An 18,559-nucleotide genomic window follows, 5' to 3' on the forward strand; every position below is an offset into this window, starting at 1 on the left:
CTGGAACGCACGATGAACACCACCGAAAGCCTCAAGGACTATCAACGGGTTCGCTCCCTGGCGATCCGCTCGCTGTTCGAGATCATCGAGCAGTCCAGCGAAGGCACGGTGATCGTCGATCGTGACGCCAATATCGTCTGGATGAATGAGCGCTACGCCCGGCGCTTCGGCCTTGAGTCCGCCGCCGTCGCCATCGGCAAGCCCTGTGAAAGCGTGATCCCCGGCAGTCTGTTGCGCGAAGTGGTGCGCACCGGGCGGCCAATCCTGCTCGACATGCAAGACACGCCGAAAGAGCCACTGGTGGTGATGCGTCTACCGATCCACGACGACGCTGGCACGGTGATCGGCGCCATCGGTTTTGCCCTGTTCGATGAGCTGCGCACGTTGTCGCCAATGCTCAAGCGCTACTTGAGCATGCAGGAGGAATTGGCCTCGACCCGTTCACTGTTGCGCGCAAGGCAGACCAAGTACAACTTCGCCCATTTCATCGGCACCAGCGCCGCCAGCCTCGAAGTCAAACGGCGGGCGCGGCGCAGTGCCAGTGCCGAATCGCCGGTGTTATTGCTCGGTGAAACCGGCACCGGCAAGGAGCTGCTGGCCCAAGCGATTCACAGTGCCTCGCCACGGGCGCACAAGGCGTTCGTCAGCATCAACAGCGCGGCGATTCCCGAGACGCTGCTGGAAGCGGAGTTCTTCGGCACGGCGCCCGGCGCGTTTACCGGCGCCGACCGCAAGGGTCGCACCGGCAAGTTGCAGATTGCCCAGGGCGGCACCTTGTTCCTCGATGAAATCGGCGACATGCCGTTGCCCCTGCAAAGCAAGCTGCTGCGGGTGTTGCAGGAAAAGGAATTCGAACCGGTCGGTTCCAACGAGGTGATCCAGAGTGATGTTCGCGTGATCGCCGCCACTTCGACTGACCTGCAAGCGGCGATCCAGCGTGGCGAGTTCCGCGCCGATTTGTATTACCGCCTCAATGTGTTGCCGATCCAGGTGCCGCCCCTGCGTGAACGACTGGACGACTTGCCGGCACTCAGTGAAGCGATTCTGGAGGAGCTGCGCAGTCAGCACGAATTGCACGGCGATGCGCTGGAGCTGCTAGGGCAGCACGCGTGGCCGGGGAATATTCGCGAGTTGCGTAATGTGCTGGAGCGGGCGGCGTTGCTCAGTGATGCGTTGATGTTGACCGAGAGCGACATTCGCGCGGCGATAGGTACGTTTACGCCGGTAGATCGTGGCGTGGCACCGACGGTTGAACCGTTAGTGCAGGAGACATTTGCACAGGCACGGGAGCGTTTTGATCGGCAATTGATTCAGGCAGCCCTCGATCAATGCGGCGGCAAAGTGCCTGAGGCGGCAGCCTCACTAGGACTGGGGCGGTCGACGCTTTACAAGAAAATGGTCGCCTTGAGCATGGTCTGATCTCAATAATGAGACCTAAGTCTCTATCTAAAGACAGATCAAAAACTTCGCGAGCAAGCTCGCTCCCACAGGCTGTCCGCATTCCAATTGTGGGAGCGAGCTTGCTCGCGAAGAGGCCAGAACAATCAACGAAAATCTCAGAAAAGAGACAAAAACACTCCAAACACATTAAAAAATCAAAATAGATCATATATTTCAAATACTTACCCATCTGGCACAAATCTCGCTACAGCCTCTCCCACACCCGTTTCACCCACAAAAATAACAATTCTGGAGAGACACACCATGAGTGTGATCATTGCCTTGGCGGCCCTCGCGCTGCTGATGCTCGCCGCCTACCGTGGCTACAGCGTTATCCTCTTCGCGCCGATCGCCGCCCTTGGCGCGGTGCTGCTCACCGACCCATCTGCCGTCGCGCCCGCGTTCACCGGGGTGTTCATGGAGAAAATGGTCGGTTTCATCAAACTGTACTTCCCCGTGTTCCTGCTCGGCGCCGTGTTCGGCAAGTTGATTGAACTGTCGGGGTTTTCACGCTCTATCGTCGCGGCGGCGATTCGTTTGCTCGGCACCAAGCAAGCGATGCTGGTGATCGTCCTGGTTTGCGCCCTGCTCACTTACGGTGGCGTGTCGCTGTTCGTCGTGGTGTTTGCGGTGTATCCGTTTGCCGCCGAAATGTTCCGCCAGAGCAACATCCCCAAGCGTCTGATCCCGGCGACCATCGCCCTCGGCGCGTTCTCATTCACCATGGACGCCCTGCCCGGCACCCCGCAAATCCAGAACATCATCCCCAGCACCTTCTTCAACACCACCGCGTGGGCGGCGCCGTGGCTGGGCGTGATCGGTACGATTTTCGTATTCTGCACCGGCATGCTGTTTCTTCAGCGCCAGCGCAACAAGGCGCAACGTGCCGGCGAAGGCTACGGCACCGAACTGCGCAACGAGCCGGAAACCGCTGAAGATCTCAAGCTGCCGAACCCGTGGATTGCCCTGTCGCCTCTGTTGGCGGTGGGCATCATGAACCTGCTGTTCACCCAGTGGATTCCGCAGTGGTATGGCAAGACCCACAGCCTCGCGCTGCCGGGCATGGCCGCGCCGGTGACCACTGAAATCGCCAAACTGACGGCGATCTGGGCCGTGCAGGCAGCCTTGCTGATCGGCATCCTGATGGTGCTGGCGTTCGGCTTCAAAGCGATCCGCAGCAAACTCGCCGAAGGCAGCAAAAGCGCAGTCAGCGGCGCGTTGCTGGCGGCGATGAACACCGCCTCGGAATACGGTTTCGGTGCGGTGATCGCTTCGCTGCCGGGCTTTCTGGTACTGGCCGACTGGCTCAAGCAAATCCCCAATCCGCTGGTCAACGAAGCCATCACCGTGACGCTGCTGGCCGGCATCACCGGTTCGGCGTCGGGCGGCATGAGCATCGCCCTGGCGGCGATGTCCGAGCAATTCATCAGCGCCGCGCACGCTGCGAATATTCCACTGGAAGTGCTGCATCGCGTGGCGGCGATGGCCAGCGGCGGCATGGACACCCTGCCGCACAACGGCGCCGTGATCACCCTGTTGGCGGTGACCGGGTTGACCCACCGCGAAGCCTATAAAGACATTTTCTGTATTACGCTGATCAAGACCCTGGCGGTCTTCGTAGTGATCGGCACTTTCTACGCCACTGGCATTGTGTGAGGTATTGATGACGACTCTTTCCGGCAAAACCGCACTAGTCACCGGCTCCACCAGCGGCATCGGCCTGGGCATCGCACTGAGCCTGGCCAAGGCCGGCGCCAATCTGATTCTCAATGGTTTCGGTGATGCCTCGAAGGTCATCGCTGAAGTCGGCCAGTTCGGCGGCAAGGTCGGCCATCATCCGGCCGACGTCAGCGACCCGGCGCAGATCGCCGACATGATCGCCTACGCCGAGCGCGAGTTCGGTGGTGTCGACATTCTGGTCAATAACGCAGGCATTCAGCACGTCGCGGCGGTGGAAGAATTTCCCGTGGAGCGTTGGGATTCGATTATCGCGATCAACCTGTCTTCGGTGTTCCACACTACACGTTTGAGCCTGCCGGGCATGCGCGCCAAGCACTGGGGGCGGATCATCAACATTGCTTCGGTGCATGGTCAGGTCGGTTCGACCGGCAAAGCTGCGTACGTTGCGGCCAAGCACGGGGTGATCGGTTTGACCAAAGTGGTCGGGCTGGAAACCGCAACCAGCAACGTCACTTGCAACGCGATCTGCCCGGGCTGGGTGTTGACGCCGCTGGTGCAGAAACAGATTGATGATCGCGCGGCCAAGGGCATTGAGCCGCAGCAGGCGCAACATGATCTGCTGGCCGAGAAGCAGCCGTCGCTGGAGTTCGTCACGCCGCAGCATTTGGGTGAGTTGGTGTTGTTCCTGTGCAGCGAGGCTGGCAGCCAGGTGCGCGGCGCAGCTTGGAATATTGATGGTGGCTGGTTGGCCCAATAACCTGCGCCGCCCTCTGTAGGAGTGAGCCTGCTCGCGATAGCTTATTGGCAGTCGCTGATGTGCCGACTGATAAACGGCTATCGCGAGCAGGCTCACTCCCACAGGGGATAGTCGTAGTACCTGAGCCTTGTGCATGAACCCGATAACAAGAGGCAAGCAATGTCCGACATCCTCTGGCAACCCGATGCCAACCGTATCGCCCAATCGCGCATGGACACTTTCCGGCGCTCGGTCAATCAGCGCCACGGGCTGAAACTCGACGACTACCCTGCCCTGCACCAATGGAGCATCGAACAGCGCGCTGATTTTTGGCAGGACGTCGTCGACTGCTTCGATATCCGTTTTCACACCCAGCCCGATGCGGTCCTGCGTGAAAACACGCAAATGCCCAGCGCCGAATGGTTTCCTGGCGCAACGCTGAACTTCGCCGAGCATCTGCTGCGTCGTCGTGACGATGCCGTGGCGGTGATTGCAGTCGGTGAAAACGGTCAGCGCGAACAGCTAAGCTGGGCCGAACTGGCCGAGCATGTCGCCGGGTTCCAGGCGAGTTTGCGGGCTGCCGGTGTGGGTCTCGGTGATCGCGTCGCCGCGTGCATGCCCAACACGTGGCAAACGCTGGTGGCGATGCTTGCGACCACCAGCCTCGGTGCGATCTGGTCCTGCTCTTCGCCGGATTTCGGCACCCACGGGGTGATCGATCGTTTCGGCCAGATCGAACCGAAAGTGCTGATCACCTGCGCCGGTTACCGCTACGCCGGCAAAGCCATCGACCAGACCGGCAAACTCAATGAAATTCTCCACCAACTGCCCACGTTGCAGCAGTTGATCATCGTTCCTTACGCACGCCAAAACGCCCGCACGACGGACTACCGCACTCGCGCCGAAACGAGCCTGTGGGATGAATTTTACGAGCCCGGCGGCGAGCCGGATTTCATCGCGGTGCCGTTCAATCATCCGCTCTACGTGCTGTATTCAAGCGGCACCACCGGGGTGCCGAAATGCATCGTGCACAGCACCGGCGGCGTGCTGTTGCAGCACGCCAAGGAACACGGCCTGCATTGTGATCTCGGCCCCGGTGACCGACTGTTTTACTACACCACGTGCGGCTGGATGATGTGGAACTGGCTGGTGTCGGCGCTCGCGGTCGGCAGCGCCGTGGTGCTGTACGACGGTTCGCCGTTTTACCCGGACAACCAACGCCTGCTGGACTTGATCGACGACGAACGCATCAGCGTGTTCGGCACCAGCCCCAAGTTTCTCGCAACACTGGAAAGCAGCGGCATCAAACCACGGCAAAGCCATGCTCTGGACAGCCTGAAAACCTTGCTGTGCACGGGTTCGGCGTTATCGCCGCAAAGCTACGATTTCATTTATCGCGATGTTAAACCCGACGTTTGTCTGGCCTCGATGTCGGGCGGCACCGATATTGTCTCGTGCTTCGTCAACGGCAATCCGCTGTCGCCGGTACGTCGCGGCGAAATCATGGGCAAGAGCCTGGGCATGGCGGTCGAGGTCTGGAACGACGCAGGTCAACCGGTGATCGGCGAAAAAGGTGAGTTGGTGTGCACCCGGCATTTTCCGGCGATGCCGATCGGCCTGTGGAATGACGCCGATGGCAGCAAACTGCGGCAATCGTATTTCAGCCTGTTTCCCGGCGTCTGGGCTCAGGGCGACTACGCCGAACAATTGCCCCACGGCGCAATGATGATTCACGGCCGCTCGGATGCCGTACTCAATCCCGGCGGCGTGCGCATCGGCACAGCGGAAATCTATCGTCAGGTTGATAAGGTCCCGCAAGTGCTCGATAGCGTAGCCATCGGCCAACAATGGCAGGACGATGTACGGGTGGTGCTGTTTGTCCGCCTCGCAGACGGTGTTGAACTGGACGAAACCCTGCAACAGCAGATTCGCCAGGTGATCCGCGCCAACACCACCCCCCGGCATGTGCCGGCAAAAATCGTCGCGGTGACCGACATTCCGCGCACCATCAGCGGCAAAGTCGTCGAACTGGCGGTGCGCAATGTGGTGCATGGCGAAAAGGTCAAGAACACCGACGCGCTGGCCAATCCCGAGGCGCTGGAGCAGTTTCGCGATCGTGACGAACTCAAGGACTGAACAGACTCAGTCCATCAGACCCCACTCCCCCGAGGTGGGAGGGATCGGCGTAGCTTCCGCTTGCAGTTTCAATCGCAGGCGCAGGTTGTTGACCGAGTCGGCGTGCTTGAGCGCTTCGTCTTCGCTGATAACGCCTTCCACCACCAAGCCATGCAACGCTGCGTCGAAGGTCTGCATGCCCAGCTCGGTGGATTTTTCCATGATGCCTTTGAGTTCGCCCAATTCATTGCGTCGAATCAGGTCAGCGATGGTCGGTGTGCCCAGCATCACTTCGACGGCCGCTCGCCGCTGCCCTGCCAGCGTGCGCACCAGACGCTGGGACACAAAGGCTTTCAGATTGTTGCCCAGCGCGTGCAGCAACTGTGGCCGACGCTCTTCGGCAAACAAATTGATGATCCGGTCAAGCGCCTGATTGGCGTTGTTGGCGTGGAGCGTCGACAACACCAAATGACCCGTTTCGGCAAAGGCCAGCGCATGCTCCATGGTTTCGCGGTCGCGAATCTCGCCGATCAGCACTACGTCCGGGGCCTGACGCAGGGTATTCTTCAACGCGGCGTGGAAACTGCGCGTGTCGACCCCGACTTCACGCTGATTGATGATCGACTGCCGGTGTCGGTGGATGTACTCGATCGGGTCTTCAATGGTGATGATGTGCCCGCTGCTGTGGCGATTGCGGTGATCGATCAGCGCCGCCAACGATGTCGACTTGCCGGAGTCGGTGGCGCCAACGAACAGGATCAGGCCTTGTTTGAGCATCACGGTTTCGAGCAGTACCGGCGGTAACTTGAGGTCTTCGAAACGTGGAATGTCGAGCTTGACGTTGCGGATCACGATCGACACGTCGTTGCGTTGTTTGAACAGGTTCACCCGAAAGCGCCCAATGCCGGTACGCGAGATCGCCAGATTCATTTCCAGATCCCGATCGAACGTCTGGCGCTGCTCGGCGTCCATCAGAGAATGACCGATGGCTGCGATCTCTCCGGGCTTGAAAGGCTGCTCGCTCAGCGGCGTCAGCACGCCCTGAAAGCGTGCACTGGGTGGCGCTCCGGTGGACATAAACAGATCCGAGCCATGCTGGCTTGCCAAACGTGTTAACAGTGCATCTATTTCCATGGCAAAAAACACCCGCGAAGCATTCAATATTCAGACGTGCCCCGCTGTCGTGACGCAGCGGGGCATTGAGCGTCTACCCTCCTGAAGGATAGTAGACGCCGCCTTACCGAACGCTGCCCAGGACTTACGTGATGAATGCTGTACCCACCAACGATGACGCTCAGGCGCTGATTGCCCGCACCGACTGGGGCAACAGCCCGCTGGGAAACTCCGGAACCTGGCCGCAAAGCCTGCGCACCGCTGTGGACATTGTCATTCACTCGCCGATGCCGATGCTGTTGTTATGGGGGCCGCAGCTCACGCAGATCTACAACAACGGCTTCGCCATGCTCGCCGGCAGCAAGCATCCGCACGCTTTCGGACAACCGGCCCACCAGATATGGCCGGAACTTCGCGACTTTACCGACCCAATTTACAGCGCCGTCCTACAAGGCCAAGTGCGCACCTACAGCGAACGGCGCTTTAGCCTGCAGCGTGAGGGGAAAGAGTCCGACTTCTGGCTGGATTTGACCTACAGCCCGATCCGCGACGAAACCGCGCAAGTGGCCGGCATTCTGGTCACCGCCATCGAAACCAACGAGCGGCGGCGCATCGCCCTCGAGTTGCAACAGCGCTCCGAAGAAAGCCTCAAGGCCCAGCGCGAAACCGAAGAACGCCTGCAACTGGCTTTGGCCGCCACCGATGCCGTCGGCACCTGGGACTGGGACATCGGCGAAGATCGCTTCATCGCGGATGCACATTTCGCTCAATTGCACGGTGTCGAACCGACGCAATCCGGGCAGTTGCCGATCAGCGATTACCTGCACGGCGTGCACCCGGAAGACCGGGCGATGGTGGCGCGCAGCATCAAGCACTGCATCACCCACGGCACCGAATACGCCGAGGAATATCGCCTGCTGCAGCCTGACGGTGAATTGCGCTGGGTGTTCGCCCGTGGGCGCTGCTACAAGGATCATCACGGCCGGCCCGTGCGCTTTCTCGGCGCGGCGCTGGACCTGACCGAGCGCAAACACACCGAGCAGGCCTTGCGCCAAAGTCAGACCGAGTTGCAGTTGATCATCAACGCCATGCCGATTCTGATCAGTTACGTTGATCGCGAGGAACGTTTCCGCCTGAACAACGCGGCGTATCTGGACTGGTACGGACTCACCCCGCAAGAACTCTACGGTCGTACCATTCGCGACGTGATCGGCGAAGAAGCCTACTTTCTGCGCGCGCCTTACATCGCCGAAGCGCTGGCAGGCCGGCCCTGCTCGTTCAGCCTGTACACCAACCACCGCGACGGCAGCAGTCGTCATGCCCTGATGAATTATTTACCGCGCCACGGGGCGGACGGTGCGGTGAACGGTTTCTATATCTTTGTGATCGATGAAACCGAACGCAAGAAAACCGAAGAAGCCCTGCGCAATCTCAATGAAACCCTTGAGGAACGCGTCAGCGCCCGCACCGAGCAACTGGCTCAGGCCAACCAGCGTTTGCAGAATGAAATGTTCGAGCGCGAACGCGCCGAAGAGGCGCTGCGGCATGCGCAGAAGATGGAAGCGGTTGGCCAGTTGACCGGCGGCATCGCGCACGACTTCAACAATATGCTCACCGGGATCATTGGCAGCCTCGACCTGATGCAGCGTTACATTGCCGATGGCCGGGCCGACGAAATCGGCCGATTTACCGAGGCGGCGGTATCGTCCGCCAACCGCGCTGCGGCTTTGACCCATCGTCTTTTGGCGTTCTCGCGGCGCCAATCACTGGATCGCAAGACGCTGGACGTCAACGAGTTGATTCATTCGCTGGAAGATTTGATCCGCCGTACCAAAGGCGATCCGATCGAACTCAAGCTGCAACTGGCCGACAACCTGTGCCCGGTCAGCACCGATGTCAGCCAACTGGAAAACGCGCTGCTCAATCTGGTGATCAACGCCCGGGATGCCATGCCCAACGGTGGCGAGTTGCTGATCGAGACTGCCAACGTCTACCTTGATGGCACCGACATCACCACCCTCGAACCGGTCAAGGCTGGCGACTATCTGATGCTAGCCGTCAGCGACAACGGCACCGGCATGACGCCTTCGGTGCTGGCCAAGGCGTTCGATCCGTTCTTCACCACCAAACCCATCGGTCAGGGCACGGGCCTGGGGCTTTCGATGATTTATGGTTTCGCCCAACAGTCCGGCGGCCATGTCAGCCTCGACAGCCGGCCGGATCAGGGTACCTGTGTGCGGCTTTACCTGCCGCGTCTGTACCTGCAAACGCCAGAGCAGGTAACCGAGGACGCGGTCAGCGAACCGTCCACGGCGACGCCCGGGGAAACCGTGGTTATCGTCGAAGACGACCCGGCCGTGCGCATGCTCGTGCTCAATCTGCTCAAGGAGTTGGGTTATCGAGCCTTCGAAGCGGTGGATGCCACGGCGGCCCTTGCGCTGCTGGAGTCTGATTTACGCGTGGATCTATTGGTCACTGATGTCGGCCTGCCGGGCATGAATGGCCGGCAACTGGCAGAAATTGCCCGCCAGCATCGACCGGGGCTGAAAGTGCTGTTCATGACCGGTTATGCGCAGATCGCCGCCGAACGTCAGGGCTTTCTTGAAGAGGGCATGGACATGATCGCCAAACCTTTCGCCCTGGATTTGCTGGCCAACAAGATCCGCACGATGATCAACCAAACCGCGTGACTTGAGGCATAATCCCGCGCCCCGCCGTCACCCCGTTATCAGGTATCGCACGATGAAAGCCCAAGCCCGCCACATTCTGGTGAAAACTGCCGAAGAAGCCGAACAGCTCAAACAACGCATTGCCAAGGGCGAGGCGTTCGATGTACTGGCGAAGAAATTCTCCACTTGCCCGTCAGGCAAGCGCGGCGGCGATCTGGGTGAAGTGCGTCCAGGGCAGATGGTCGGCGCGATTGATGCGGTGATTTTCAAGAAACCGCTGCGGACGGTGCATGGGCCGATCAAGAGTAAATTTGGCTATCACCTGGTGCAGGTGTTTTACCGGGATTAATCAGCGCTTACCTGTAGGAGCTGTCGAGTGAAACGAGGCTGCGATCTTTTGATCTTGATCTTGTTTTGAAGATCAAGATCAAAAGATCGCAGCCTTCGGCAGCTCCTACAGGGCTCGCATTTCAGGTTCTGGGAATCAGTGCCCCCGGCACTTGAATCACCCGGCTCGCCAAGTGATGCCCCGCTTCGGCAGCTTCAGCCGGACTGCCACCCAGCAACCGACTCGCCAGATACGCCGCACTGAACGAATCCCCCGCCGCCGTGGTGTCGACGACCTTCTCGACCTTCTGCGCCGGCACTTCAAACGTCTCGCCATCGCACAGAATCAGACACGCCTCGGCGCCGCGCTTGAGCACCACCTCCGGCGTCCCCATCGTTCCGTAAGCCTGGAGCACTGCGTCGCTGTCGGCATAACCAAACAATGCCTGCTCGTCATCCACCGTCAGCAACGCCACGTCAACATAGGGCAGGACGCTGTTATAGGCCGCCTGTGCGTCCTCGCGCGAGGCCCACAGGCGAGGTCGGTAATTGTTATCGAAAACCGCCCGCGCACCGCGCTGTCTGGCTTCGATCAAGGTCTGAATCAGTCTCTCCCGCCCCTTCGCACCGAGCACCGCCAGGGTGATACCGCTGAAATACAGCACGTCGTAATCCGCCAATGCCGCCAGAATCGGCTCGGCTGCCGGCGTGGTGAAGCAATCGCGCACGGCGGCTTCGTTGCGCCAATAGAGAAAACGCCGCTCGCCGTTGGCATCGGTCTGGATGCAATACAGGCCGGGCAAACGACCGGGTAAACGCTGGACCAGATCGAGGCCGATGCCTTCGTCCAACCAGATCTGGCACATGGCATCGCTGAAACTGTCATCGCCCAGTGCGGTGACGTAATCGACCTGGGCCTTGTCGCCCAATGCGCGCGCGAGATAAACCGCAGTGTTGAGGGTGTCGCCGCCGAAACTTTGTTGCAGGCTGCCGTCGGCGCGCTGCTGCAGTTCGATCATGCATTCGCCGATCAGGGCGATGCGTGGAGTTTTGTGCCCGTTGGGGCTGAAGGTGTTCATGTGAGCTGTCTCTGATGATTCGCGGGTGTCTGATCTGGCCTCATCGCTGGCAAGCCAGCTCCCACAAGGATTGATGTCGTTCACAGATGGTGTAATCAACACTGAACCCTGTGGGAGCTGGCTTGCCAGCTCCCACAAGGATTGAGGTCGGTCACTGATCTTGTAATCAACACCGAACCCTGTGGGAGCTGGCTTGCCAGCGATTGGTCACGACTCGGTCTGAAGCCTTAGAAGCACGTCTCCATGCTCTCGATCACCGACAACTGCTCATCCACCAGCAACCCTACACGCCACTTGTCGAACGTCAGGCACGGGTGCGAAGTGCCAAATGAAATGATGTCACCCACGCGCAATTCAACCCCCGGTGCCACGGTCATGAACGCGTGCTGGTCCATCACCGCCGTGACCTTGCAGGCACCCACATCATCGCCTACTGCCGGCACTAACCCGGCCTTGTAACGCAGCAACGGCACCGGCAAACCGGCGTCATACGCCACATCACGCTTGCCCAGGGCGATCACCGCAAATCCCGGCTCCGGCAACGACTGCACGTGCGCCCAGACTTCCAGCGCCGGACGCAAGCCTTCGTGCAAGTCACTGCGGCGGTCGAGCACGCAGCATTGCGCTTCCTTATAGATGCCGTGGTCATGGGCCACGTAACTGCCCGGACGCAACACGCTGAGGAAACGCCCGGCCGCGTTTTGCGCTTCGAACGATTCAGCAATCAGGTCGTACCACGCCGAACCGGAAGCGGTGATGATCGGCTTGGCAATCGCAAACGCGCCGCTGTCCTGCAACTGCACCGCCAGACGCACCAGCGACGCGGCGAATTCGCGAATGCCGCTGACTGCGTGATCACCATGGATCACGCCTTCGTAACCTTCGATGCCGGTCAGGGCCAGCGCCGGTTGCGCGTTGATTGCCCTGGCCAGGGCGATGACTTCCTGCTCGCTGCGGCAACCGCAACGACCACCCACTACGCCGTACTCGATCATCACGTTGAGTTTCACCCCGCGCGAGGCGAAGTAGGCGCCGAGGTCGGCGACGTTGTCCGGGTGATCGACCATGCAATAGAAGTCGAACGACGGATCGGCGAGCAGATCGGCAATCAGCGCCATGTTCGGCGTGCCGACCAACTGGTTGGCCATCAGCACCCGACGCACGCCTTGCGCGTAAGCGGCACGCGTCTGCGTAGCGCTGGCGAGGGTAATGCCCCACGCGCCAGCATCGAGCTGACGCTTGAAAAGCGCTGGCGTCATGCTGGTTTTGCCGTGCGGCGCGAGTTCGGCGCCGCTGTCGCTGACAAATTTCTGCATCCAGCGAATGTTGTGTTCCAGCGCTTCACGATGCAGCACCAGCGCCGGCAGGCTGACGTCACGCGCCAGATGCGCGCCGATGGCAGCGTTGCCCTTTTCCACAGCGTTTGTATTGGCAGTCGTCATGGTCGAACTCCTCACAGTCGCGGCCGCAGGCAGCCGCGTTTATTCGTTGATACGCCGGGCGAGGCTATTGGCGCTCTCGATCAGAACCCGGCGATAGTCGTTGTAATTGTTCTTCGCATCGGCCCGTGGCGCGACGATGCATAAGGTACAAATGGCCACGCCATGGCGGTCTTTGACCGGTGCGGCGAAGCAATGGGTAAAGGTGTCGGCGACACTGTCGAAGGAGAAAAATCCATCGATGCCGGCCTGGCGGATTTCGCCCAGAAAGTGCTCCAGTGGCAAGCGCTCGCCATCGGGCAGGATGTAGTCGTCTTCATCGATCAGGTCGATGATCTGTTGATCGCTCAAGTGTGCAAGCAGCAGACGCCCGGAAGCGGTCCACGGGATCGGCGCGTTTTCGCCGATATCGGAAGAAATACGGAAATGCCGCTCACCCTCCTTCATCAACGCCACCGTGTATTTGCGCCCGTTGAGCAGGCACATCTGCGCGGTTTCATGGGTCTGGCTGACGATCTCCTGCAAGGCGTGATCGGCCTCGCGGCTGAGGTCGAAATGGCGCAGATGCGCCTGGCCGAGGAAGTACAACTGGCGACCGAGATAGACATGACCGTCCTTGCCCACCGGCTCCAGAATCCGTCGCTCCAGCAGCGAGGCGACGAGTTCGTAGACCGTGGATTTCGGGCTGCCGATGCCGTTGGCGATGTCGTTCGGGCGCAGCGGCTGGCCGATCTCCTTGAGGAAGTCGAGGATATCGAACGCCCGGTCCAGACCGCGGGCCCGGCGCTTGATGGTGTCTTCGGTCATTTCAGTGGTTCCCTTTCAAAGTCGCCGGGAGTTTACCGCTAATGATCGTTCCCATGCTCCGCGTGGGAATGCAGCCCGGGACGCTCTGCGTCCCTTGGAACGCGGAGCGTTCCGTGAGGCATTCCCACGCAGAGCGAGGGAACGATCCGGCGTTGCTCAGGCCTTTTTCTTGTAGGCGATGCAGTCGATCTCAACCTTGCAATCGACCATCATGCTCGCCTGCACACAGGCCCGCGCCGGGGCGTGCTCGGGCTTGAAGTACTCACCAAAGACCTTGTTGAAACTGCTGAAATCACGCGGATCGTCCAGCCATACACCGGCACGCACCACATCTTCCAGGCCATAACCGGCCTCTTCGAGAATCGCGATCAGGTTCTTCATGGTCTGGTGGGTCTGTTCAACGATGCCGCCAACAATGATCTCGCCATCCACCGCCGGCACCTGCCCGGACACATGCAGCCAGCCATCCGCCTCAACAGCGCGGGCGAATGGACGTGGCTGGCCCCCAGCGGCGGTGCCGCCGGTGCCGTAACGAGTAATGCTCATGGGTATTTCTCCTGGTTACAAAACGAAAAATTAGAACCGCGTACTTTTCAGAAACTCAGCCAGACGCGGCGATTGCGGGCGTTCGAACAGCTCCTTCGGAGGCCCCTGCTCTTCGATTCGCCCCTGATTCATGAAAACGATCTTGTCCGAAACCTCGAAGGCAAAACGCATCTCGTGAGTCACCAACAGCATGGTCATGCCGTCTTCGGCCAGCCCCTTGATCACGTTGAGCACTTCGCCGACCAACTCCGGGTCGAGGGCTGAAGTCACTTCGTCGAACAGCATCAGGCTCGGGTTCATCGCAATTGCCCGGGCGATCGCCACGCGCTGTTGCTGACCACCGGACAACTGGCCGGGAAAGTGATTGCGCCGCTCCAGCAAACCAACGCGCTCCAGCCATTTCTCGGCGAGCACTACGGCTTCATCCTTGTGCATCTTCTTCACCTTGAGCAGGCCCAGGGTGACGTTCTGCAACGCGGTCAAATGCGGGAACAGATTGAATTGCTGGAACGCCATGCCAGTCATAGCGCGATGGCGGGCAATGACCTTTTCAGCATGCCGGATGCGCTTGCCGTTGGTTTCGTCATAGCCAATCGATTCGCCGTCGAGCAGGATCTGCCCGCCCTGGAATTCTTCGAGCATGTTCACGCAGCGCAGCAGCGTGGTCTTGCCCGAACCGCTGGAGCCGATCAGCGTCACCACGTTGCCGCGCTGCATGCTCAGGTCGACACCTTTGAGCACTTCGACTGCGCCGTACTGCTTGTGCAAACCACGGATGTCCAGCAGCGGCTGACCGTTTTGAACGTTGGAAACTTGAGCTTCAGTCATGGCAAGGCCACCCGCTTTTCAATGTGCCGGCCGAGTAATTCGATGCCGTAGTTGATGACGAAGAACAGAAAACCGGCGAACAGGTAGAACTCCAGGGTCATGAAGTTCCGGGCGATGATCTGTTGCGTGCTGAGGAGCAATTCGGCGACGCCGATCACCGAGAGCAAGGTCGAGGCCTTGACGATTTCGGTCGACGAGTTGACCCAGGTCGGCAAGATCTGCCGCAGCGCCTGAGGCAATAGCACGTAGCCGAGAGACTGGTAGAACGTCAGACCGATGGCCTGACTCGCTTCCATCTGCCCGCGAGGCAAGGCTTGCAGCGCGCCACGCACGATTTCGGCAACGTGCGAGCCGCAGAACAGCGTCAGGCCCAAGGCGCCGGCCTGAAACGCGCTGATCTGCCAGCCCAGCGCCGGGGCCATATAGAAGCAGGCCAGCACCAGCACAAATACCGGCGTGCCGCGAATCAGATCGACGTAAAACCGAAACGGTGCGCGCATCCAGAACTTGCCGTAGGTCAGCACCAGACCTGCCACGACGCCGAGCATCGTGCCGAGCAGAATCGCCAGCGCCGACACTTGCACACTGGTCAGGAAGCCCTGCCAAAGCGGTTCACGGGCGACCCACAATTCATGTAACCAACTGGGAGATTCGTACATCGCAGGCTCCTATCGGCGGATTGCCAGACGCTGCTCGAGGTAACGCAGCAGCATGGCAATGAGGTAACACGCCGCGACATACAACGCCGTGGTCACCAGCCAGGTTTCAATCACCCGGTAGCTCTCGACGTTGATCTTGCGCGCGTAGTAGGTCAGTTCCGGCACTGCAATTGCGGCAGCCAGCGAGGTGTCCTTGAACAGCGAGATGAAGTTGTTCGACAGCGCCGGCAGCACGTTGCGCAGCATCACCGGCACGGTGACATAGGCTTTGACCTGCCACTCGCCGAGACCGATCGCCAGCCCGGCTTCGCGCTGGCCTTTGGGGATGCTCAGCAAGCCGCCACGGAACACTTCGGTCAGGTACGCCCCGGCATACAACGAGAGCGTGATGATGAACGAAGGAATCTTGTCCAACCGAATCCCGAGACTCGGCAAGGCAAAGTAGATCAACAGAATCAACACCAGAATCGGCGTGTTACGCACCACCGTGACGTATACCGAAGCCAGCACCCGCAAGGCACGATGCTTGGAAAGCAAGGCAAACGCCATCAGCAGGCCGATCACGCAGCCGATGGCGATCGACACCAATGCCAGTTCGAGGCCCAGACCGAGCCCCGCCAACAAGGTGTCGAAATCGCGCCACACGGCGGCAAAGTTCAACTGATAGTTCATGGTCAGCAGTACCTTGAGCGGGGCGATGTGTAATGCCCCGCTCTCACGGGATCATTTGAATTCGACTGGGAAACCAATGGCGGGCGACGGCAGATCGACACCGAACCATTGCTTGAACGACGCCGCGTAAGTCGGGAATTCAACGCCGGTCATGGCCTCATGCAACGCGGTGTTGACGAAATTCAACCAATCCTGATCGCCGCGTTTCACAGCACACGCATAGGTTTGAGGGCTCCAGGCATAGGTCGGGCTGCGGTAGCGTCCAGGGTTCTGCACCATCAGGTATTTGACCGAAGACTGGTCAGTGGCGGCGGCATCAGCGCGGCCGGAATTCACGGCCTGGTACATCAGGTCAACGCTGTCGTACTGGTCGACCTTGGCTTTGGGCAGTGCCTGGTGCACCAGTTCTTCGGCGTAGACGTTCTGCAGCACTGCCACGGTGACGCTGTCGCCAGCGGCTTGCAGGTCTTCGATTTCCTTGTACTTGCTGTTGTTCGGCAGCAGCAGACCAACGCCTTCGCGGTAGTACGGCAGCGTGAATGCGACTTGCTGTGCGCGACTGGCGGTGACGGTGATGAACTGGCAGCTCATGTCGACCTTGTCGGTGAGCAGATTGGGAATCCGCGCATCGGACGACTGCACCACGAACTCGACCTTGTTCGGATCGTTGAACAGACCTTTAGCGACGATCCGCGCGATGTCGATATCAAAACCCTGCAACTTGCCGTCGGCGCCCTGGAAGTGCCACGGCGCATTGGTGCTGCCGGTGCCGACGATCAGTTTCCCACGGGCCAGAACACTGTCGAGCTTGCCGTCGGCTGCCTGGGCCATACCCATGACAGCGGACGAAGCCGCGAGAACAAAAACACACGCTTTAAACAACGAAGGACGGCGATGCATGGCAAGCACTCCAGATTTGTGTTTATTCCGCTATACCGGAACACGGTTTGTTACTACGGAATAGACAGCAGAAAGTGTGCCACAGGATTCGGGCAGAATCTGCAATGGATTGAAATGTTTTTGGAATCAATGGGATGCAGCAAGCAGGGAAGTTATCGCGAGACGCAATCAGGAGTGAACGCGCTACTGTAGGCTACACACCGCGAGTAGGAGGTTCCCATTTGGGGCTTGGGTGATCCGGTTCGGTGCAAACCATAGAGACATGAATTCAGCTTTTAAAAGCAATTCAGCGTTTGGCGGCTTCTTTATAAACGTCACCCTTTTCTCGTTTACCGACAGCTATCACGGTGACGATCAGGATTTCATCCTTGACCCGATAAACCATTCGATACCCTGTATTCCGGAGCTTTATTTTGTATGCGTTGGAGAGGCCTCTAAGGCGATCGGCAGGTACGTGGGGATTGAGTATCCGTTCGGTGAGTTTCCTTTTAAATTGCTCACGAAGCCCTTCTCCCAACCTCCCCCATTCCTTCCATGCCTTTTCGGAAAACTCCAGCTCATAAGTCATCTAACGAGACCTTGATAGTCGGGTCATTTTCCCGTTCCTTGCAGAGCGCTATCAACTCTAGGTCCTCCAGGCGCGCCATCATCGTCTCGTACTCTTTGGCGGGTACACAATAAAACGCTGGCTCATTTCGGTTGAGAATCGCGACTGACTGCCCGCCCCCAGCGGCGACGGTTCCCATCGGATTTTTTTTCAATTCGGAAATACTCGCAACGACTTGAGAAAGAATGATATGTGCCATGACGGTGTTCCTTAAGGTGCTTTGAGTGGCACTCAAAATAGCACTCCAAACGGGTCATGACTTCAATGCAAATGAAGATATCACGCGTTCTTTTCCGACGTTTCTGTCTTGCTCGTCGGGTAGCTCTCCTAAATTCGTGGGAAAAAACTCGGGTTTTTTACGCGCACCTGTAATTTCTGACAGTAGACCTTCTTGCCCCTCTCCTTTAACGTCATTGAACCTACAAGGTCATTGAAAAGGAGATTTCAATGAAAGCCATCGCGTCGAATACCGATCTGGCTCCGGTTTATTGCAAAGCCCTGAAAACCTGGCGACCGGTGATTCTGTATTTCGCCAACGAACACTGCCCGGCCTGCGAATGGGCCGGGCCGATCTTTCGTCAGACAGCCGAGCCTTACCGGCAGCGCGCCGACATTTATATGCTCAACACCAGCGAGTCGCCCCGTCATCCGCAAGTGACCGGCACGCCGACAGTGCTGTTCTACAAGAACGGCAGGCTGGTGAAAAAGCTCAAAGGCATTGGCACCGAAGAAACGCTCGCACGGGATTTCGCCGAGCATATCGGCAGGACCAAAGCCCCCTCCGCTCCCCGCAAACCCTCGCATGATCTGACCTGGCTCCGGCAGACCCTGCGCACCCTCTGTACGATTCCGCGCGCACGCCGATGGGACTTTTCCTGAAAGTGCGATCCAAGAGCCATCAACTGATGGCACTTCCATCCTAAATCATCGGTAACAAACAAG

General features: G+C 59.2%; 18 protein-coding genes. 7 read left to right on the forward strand and 11 right to left on the reverse strand.

Annotated elements, in window-relative coordinates; translation table 11 throughout:
• Positions 1–12 precede the first annotated feature (12 nt).
• The 4 genes from EJA71_RS17790 (at position 13) to EJA71_RS17805 (ending at position 5,992) form a co-directional block, all read left to right on the forward strand.
• Positions 13–1,419, forward strand: coding sequence for a sigma-54-dependent Fis family transcriptional regulator (locus EJA71_RS17790; protein WP_158958884.1), 1,407 nt, complete (start codon positions 13–15; stop codon positions 1,417–1,419).
• A 285-nt stretch (positions 1,420–1,704) separates the two neighbouring features.
• Positions 1,705–3,096, forward strand: a complete 1,392-nt coding sequence (locus EJA71_RS17795) for a GntP family permease (protein WP_158958886.1) — start codon at positions 1,705–1,707, stop codon at positions 3,094–3,096.
• Between the two features lie 7 nt (positions 3,097–3,103).
• Positions 3,104–3,877 carry a 3-hydroxybutyrate dehydrogenase gene (gene hbdH / locus EJA71_RS17800; RefSeq protein WP_158958889.1) on the forward strand — a complete coding sequence of 258 codons (774 nt, stop codon included), beginning with the start codon at positions 3,104–3,106 and terminating at the stop codon, positions 3,875–3,877.
• Between the two features lie 159 nt (positions 3,878–4,036).
• Positions 4,037–5,992, forward strand: coding sequence for an acetoacetate--CoA ligase (locus EJA71_RS17805; protein WP_158958891.1), 1,956 nt, complete (start codon positions 4,037–4,039; stop codon positions 5,990–5,992).
• Positions 5,993–5,998: 6 nt separating this feature from the next.
• Here EJA71_RS17805 and EJA71_RS17810 read toward each other — a convergent pair whose 3' ends face one another.
• The gene (locus tag EJA71_RS17810) at positions 5,999–7,105 is read right to left on the reverse strand and encodes a PilT/PilU family type 4a pilus ATPase (protein ID WP_158958893.1); all 1,107 of its coding nucleotides are present in this window, start codon (positions 7,103–7,105) and stop codon (positions 5,999–6,001) included.
• 131 nt (positions 7,106–7,236) lie between these two features.
• Between EJA71_RS17810 and EJA71_RS17815 the strand changes: the two genes are divergently transcribed.
• The gene (locus EJA71_RS17815; RefSeq protein ID WP_158958895.1) at positions 7,237–9,774 is read left to right on the forward strand and encodes a PAS domain-containing sensor histidine kinase; all 2,538 of its coding nucleotides are present in this window, start codon (positions 7,237–7,239) and stop codon (positions 9,772–9,774) included.
• Between the two features lie 52 nt (positions 9,775–9,826).
• Positions 9,827–10,102: a peptidylprolyl isomerase gene (locus EJA71_RS17820; RefSeq protein WP_007912322.1), complete on the forward strand. Its 276-nt coding sequence runs from the start codon at positions 9,827–9,829 to the stop codon at positions 10,100–10,102.
• Between the two features lie 121 nt (positions 10,103–10,223).
• On the opposite strand, the gene EJA71_RS17825 is transcribed toward EJA71_RS17820, so the two are convergent.
• The 10 genes from EJA71_RS17825 to EJA71_RS17870 form a co-directional block, all read right to left on the reverse strand.
• Positions 10,224–11,159: a sugar kinase gene (locus EJA71_RS17825; RefSeq protein WP_158958897.1), complete on the reverse strand. Its 936-nt coding sequence runs from the start codon at positions 11,157–11,159 to the stop codon at positions 10,224–10,226.
• Between the two features lie 227 nt (positions 11,160–11,386).
• The gene (locus EJA71_RS17830; RefSeq protein ID WP_158958899.1) at positions 11,387–12,601 is read right to left on the reverse strand and encodes an amino acid deaminase; all 1,215 of its coding nucleotides are present in this window, start codon (positions 12,599–12,601) and stop codon (positions 11,387–11,389) included.
• A 39-nt stretch (positions 12,602–12,640) separates the two neighbouring features.
• Positions 12,641–13,405 (reverse strand): IclR family transcriptional regulator, encoded by a 765-nt coding sequence (locus EJA71_RS17835; protein WP_158958901.1) that lies wholly within the window; start codon positions 13,403–13,405, stop codon positions 12,641–12,643.
• A gap of 156 nt (positions 13,406–13,561) precedes the next feature.
• Positions 13,562–13,951 carry a RidA family protein gene (locus EJA71_RS17840; RefSeq protein WP_158958903.1) on the reverse strand — a complete coding sequence of 130 codons (390 nt, stop codon included), beginning with the start codon at positions 13,949–13,951 and terminating at the stop codon, positions 13,562–13,564.
• 30 nt (positions 13,952–13,981) lie between these two features.
• On the reverse strand, positions 13,982–14,779 hold the full coding sequence (locus tag EJA71_RS17845) for an amino acid ABC transporter ATP-binding protein (protein ID WP_105708988.1): 798 nt from the start codon (positions 14,777–14,779) through the stop codon (positions 13,982–13,984).
• Positions 14,776–15,438, reverse strand: coding sequence for an amino acid ABC transporter permease (locus tag EJA71_RS17850; RefSeq protein WP_008078016.1), 663 nt, complete (start codon positions 15,436–15,438; stop codon positions 14,776–14,778). Before EJA71_RS17850 ends, EJA71_RS17845 begins: the two co-directional genes overlap by 4 nt.
• Positions 15,439–15,447: 9 nt before the next feature.
• The gene (locus EJA71_RS17855; protein ID WP_003225455.1) at positions 15,448–16,110 is read right to left on the reverse strand and encodes an amino acid ABC transporter permease; all 663 of its coding nucleotides are present in this window, start codon (positions 16,108–16,110) and stop codon (positions 15,448–15,450) included.
• A gap of 51 nt (positions 16,111–16,161) precedes the next feature.
• A complete protein-coding gene (locus EJA71_RS17860; RefSeq protein ID WP_158958905.1) occupies positions 16,162–17,010 on the reverse strand; it encodes a transporter substrate-binding domain-containing protein in 849 nt (282 codons plus the stop codon).
• A gap of 286 nt (positions 17,011–17,296) precedes the next feature.
• Complete coding sequence (locus tag EJA71_RS17865; protein WP_158958907.1) at positions 17,297–17,578, reverse strand: type II toxin-antitoxin system RelE/ParE family toxin; 282 nt, start codon at positions 17,576–17,578, stop codon at positions 17,297–17,299.
• Complete coding sequence (locus EJA71_RS17870) at positions 17,568–17,816, reverse strand: type II toxin-antitoxin system Phd/YefM family antitoxin (protein WP_158958910.1); 249 nt, start codon at positions 17,814–17,816, stop codon at positions 17,568–17,570. Before EJA71_RS17870 ends, EJA71_RS17865 begins: the two co-directional genes overlap by 11 nt.
• 248 nt (positions 17,817–18,064) lie before the next feature.
• Between EJA71_RS17870 and EJA71_RS17875 the strand changes: the two genes are divergently transcribed.
• Positions 18,065–18,496, forward strand: coding sequence for a co-chaperone YbbN (locus EJA71_RS17875; protein ID WP_158958912.1), 432 nt, complete (start codon positions 18,065–18,067; stop codon positions 18,494–18,496).
• Positions 18,497–18,559 lie beyond the last annotated feature (63 nt).

The organism is Pseudomonas sp. PB106 (assembly GCF_009764645.1).
Taxonomy (GTDB): domain Bacteria; phylum Pseudomonadota; class Gammaproteobacteria; order Pseudomonadales; family Pseudomonadaceae; genus Aquipseudomonas.

Coding starts and splice junctions, on each gene's coding strand:
- EJA71_RS17850 (WP_008078016.1), bottom strand. CDS start 15,438: ATGTACGAATCTCCCAGTTGGTTACATGAATTGTGGGTCGCCCGTGAA.
- EJA71_RS17835 (WP_158958901.1), bottom strand. CDS start 13,405: ATGACCGAAGACACCATCAAGCGCCGGGCCCGCGGTCTGGACCGGGCG.
- EJA71_RS17790 (WP_158958884.1), top strand. CDS start 13: ATGAACACCACCGAAAGCCTCAAGGACTATCAACGGGTTCGCTCCCTG.
- EJA71_RS17815 (WP_158958895.1), top strand. CDS start 7,237: ATGAATGCTGTACCCACCAACGATGACGCTCAGGCGCTGATTGCCCGC.
- EJA71_RS17830 (WP_158958899.1), bottom strand. CDS start 12,601: ATGACGACTGCCAATACAAACGCTGTGGAAAAGGGCAACGCTGCCATC.
- EJA71_RS17870 (WP_158958910.1), bottom strand. CDS start 17,816: ATGGCACATATCATTCTTTCTCAAGTCGTTGCGAGTATTTCCGAATTG.
- EJA71_RS17865 (WP_158958907.1), bottom strand. CDS start 17,578: ATGACTTATGAGCTGGAGTTTTCCGAAAAGGCATGGAAGGAATGGGGG.
- EJA71_RS17860 (WP_158958905.1), bottom strand. CDS start 17,010: ATGCATCGCCGTCCTTCGTTGTTTAAAGCGTGTGTTTTTGTTCTCGCG.
- EJA71_RS17855 (WP_003225455.1), bottom strand. CDS start 16,110: ATGAACTATCAGTTGAACTTTGCCGCCGTGTGGCGCGATTTCGACACC.
- hbdH (WP_158958889.1), top strand. CDS start 3,104: ATGACGACTCTTTCCGGCAAAACCGCACTAGTCACCGGCTCCACCAGC.
- EJA71_RS17795 (WP_158958886.1), top strand. CDS start 1,705: ATGAGTGTGATCATTGCCTTGGCGGCCCTCGCGCTGCTGATGCTCGCC.
- EJA71_RS17820 (WP_007912322.1), top strand. CDS start 9,827: ATGAAAGCCCAAGCCCGCCACATTCTGGTGAAAACTGCCGAAGAAGCC.
- EJA71_RS17805 (WP_158958891.1), top strand. CDS start 4,037: ATGTCCGACATCCTCTGGCAACCCGATGCCAACCGTATCGCCCAATCG.
- EJA71_RS17825 (WP_158958897.1), bottom strand. CDS start 11,159: ATGAACACCTTCAGCCCCAACGGGCACAAAACTCCACGCATCGCCCTG.
- EJA71_RS17810 (WP_158958893.1), bottom strand. CDS start 7,105: ATGGAAATAGATGCACTGTTAACACGTTTGGCAAGCCAGCATGGCTCG.
- EJA71_RS17840 (WP_158958903.1), bottom strand. CDS start 13,951: ATGAGCATTACTCGTTACGGCACCGGCGGCACCGCCGCTGGGGGCCAG.
- EJA71_RS17875 (WP_158958912.1), top strand. CDS start 18,065: ATGAAAGCCATCGCGTCGAATACCGATCTGGCTCCGGTTTATTGCAAA.
- EJA71_RS17845 (WP_105708988.1), bottom strand. CDS start 14,779: ATGACTGAAGCTCAAGTTTCCAACGTTCAAAACGGTCAGCCGCTGCTG.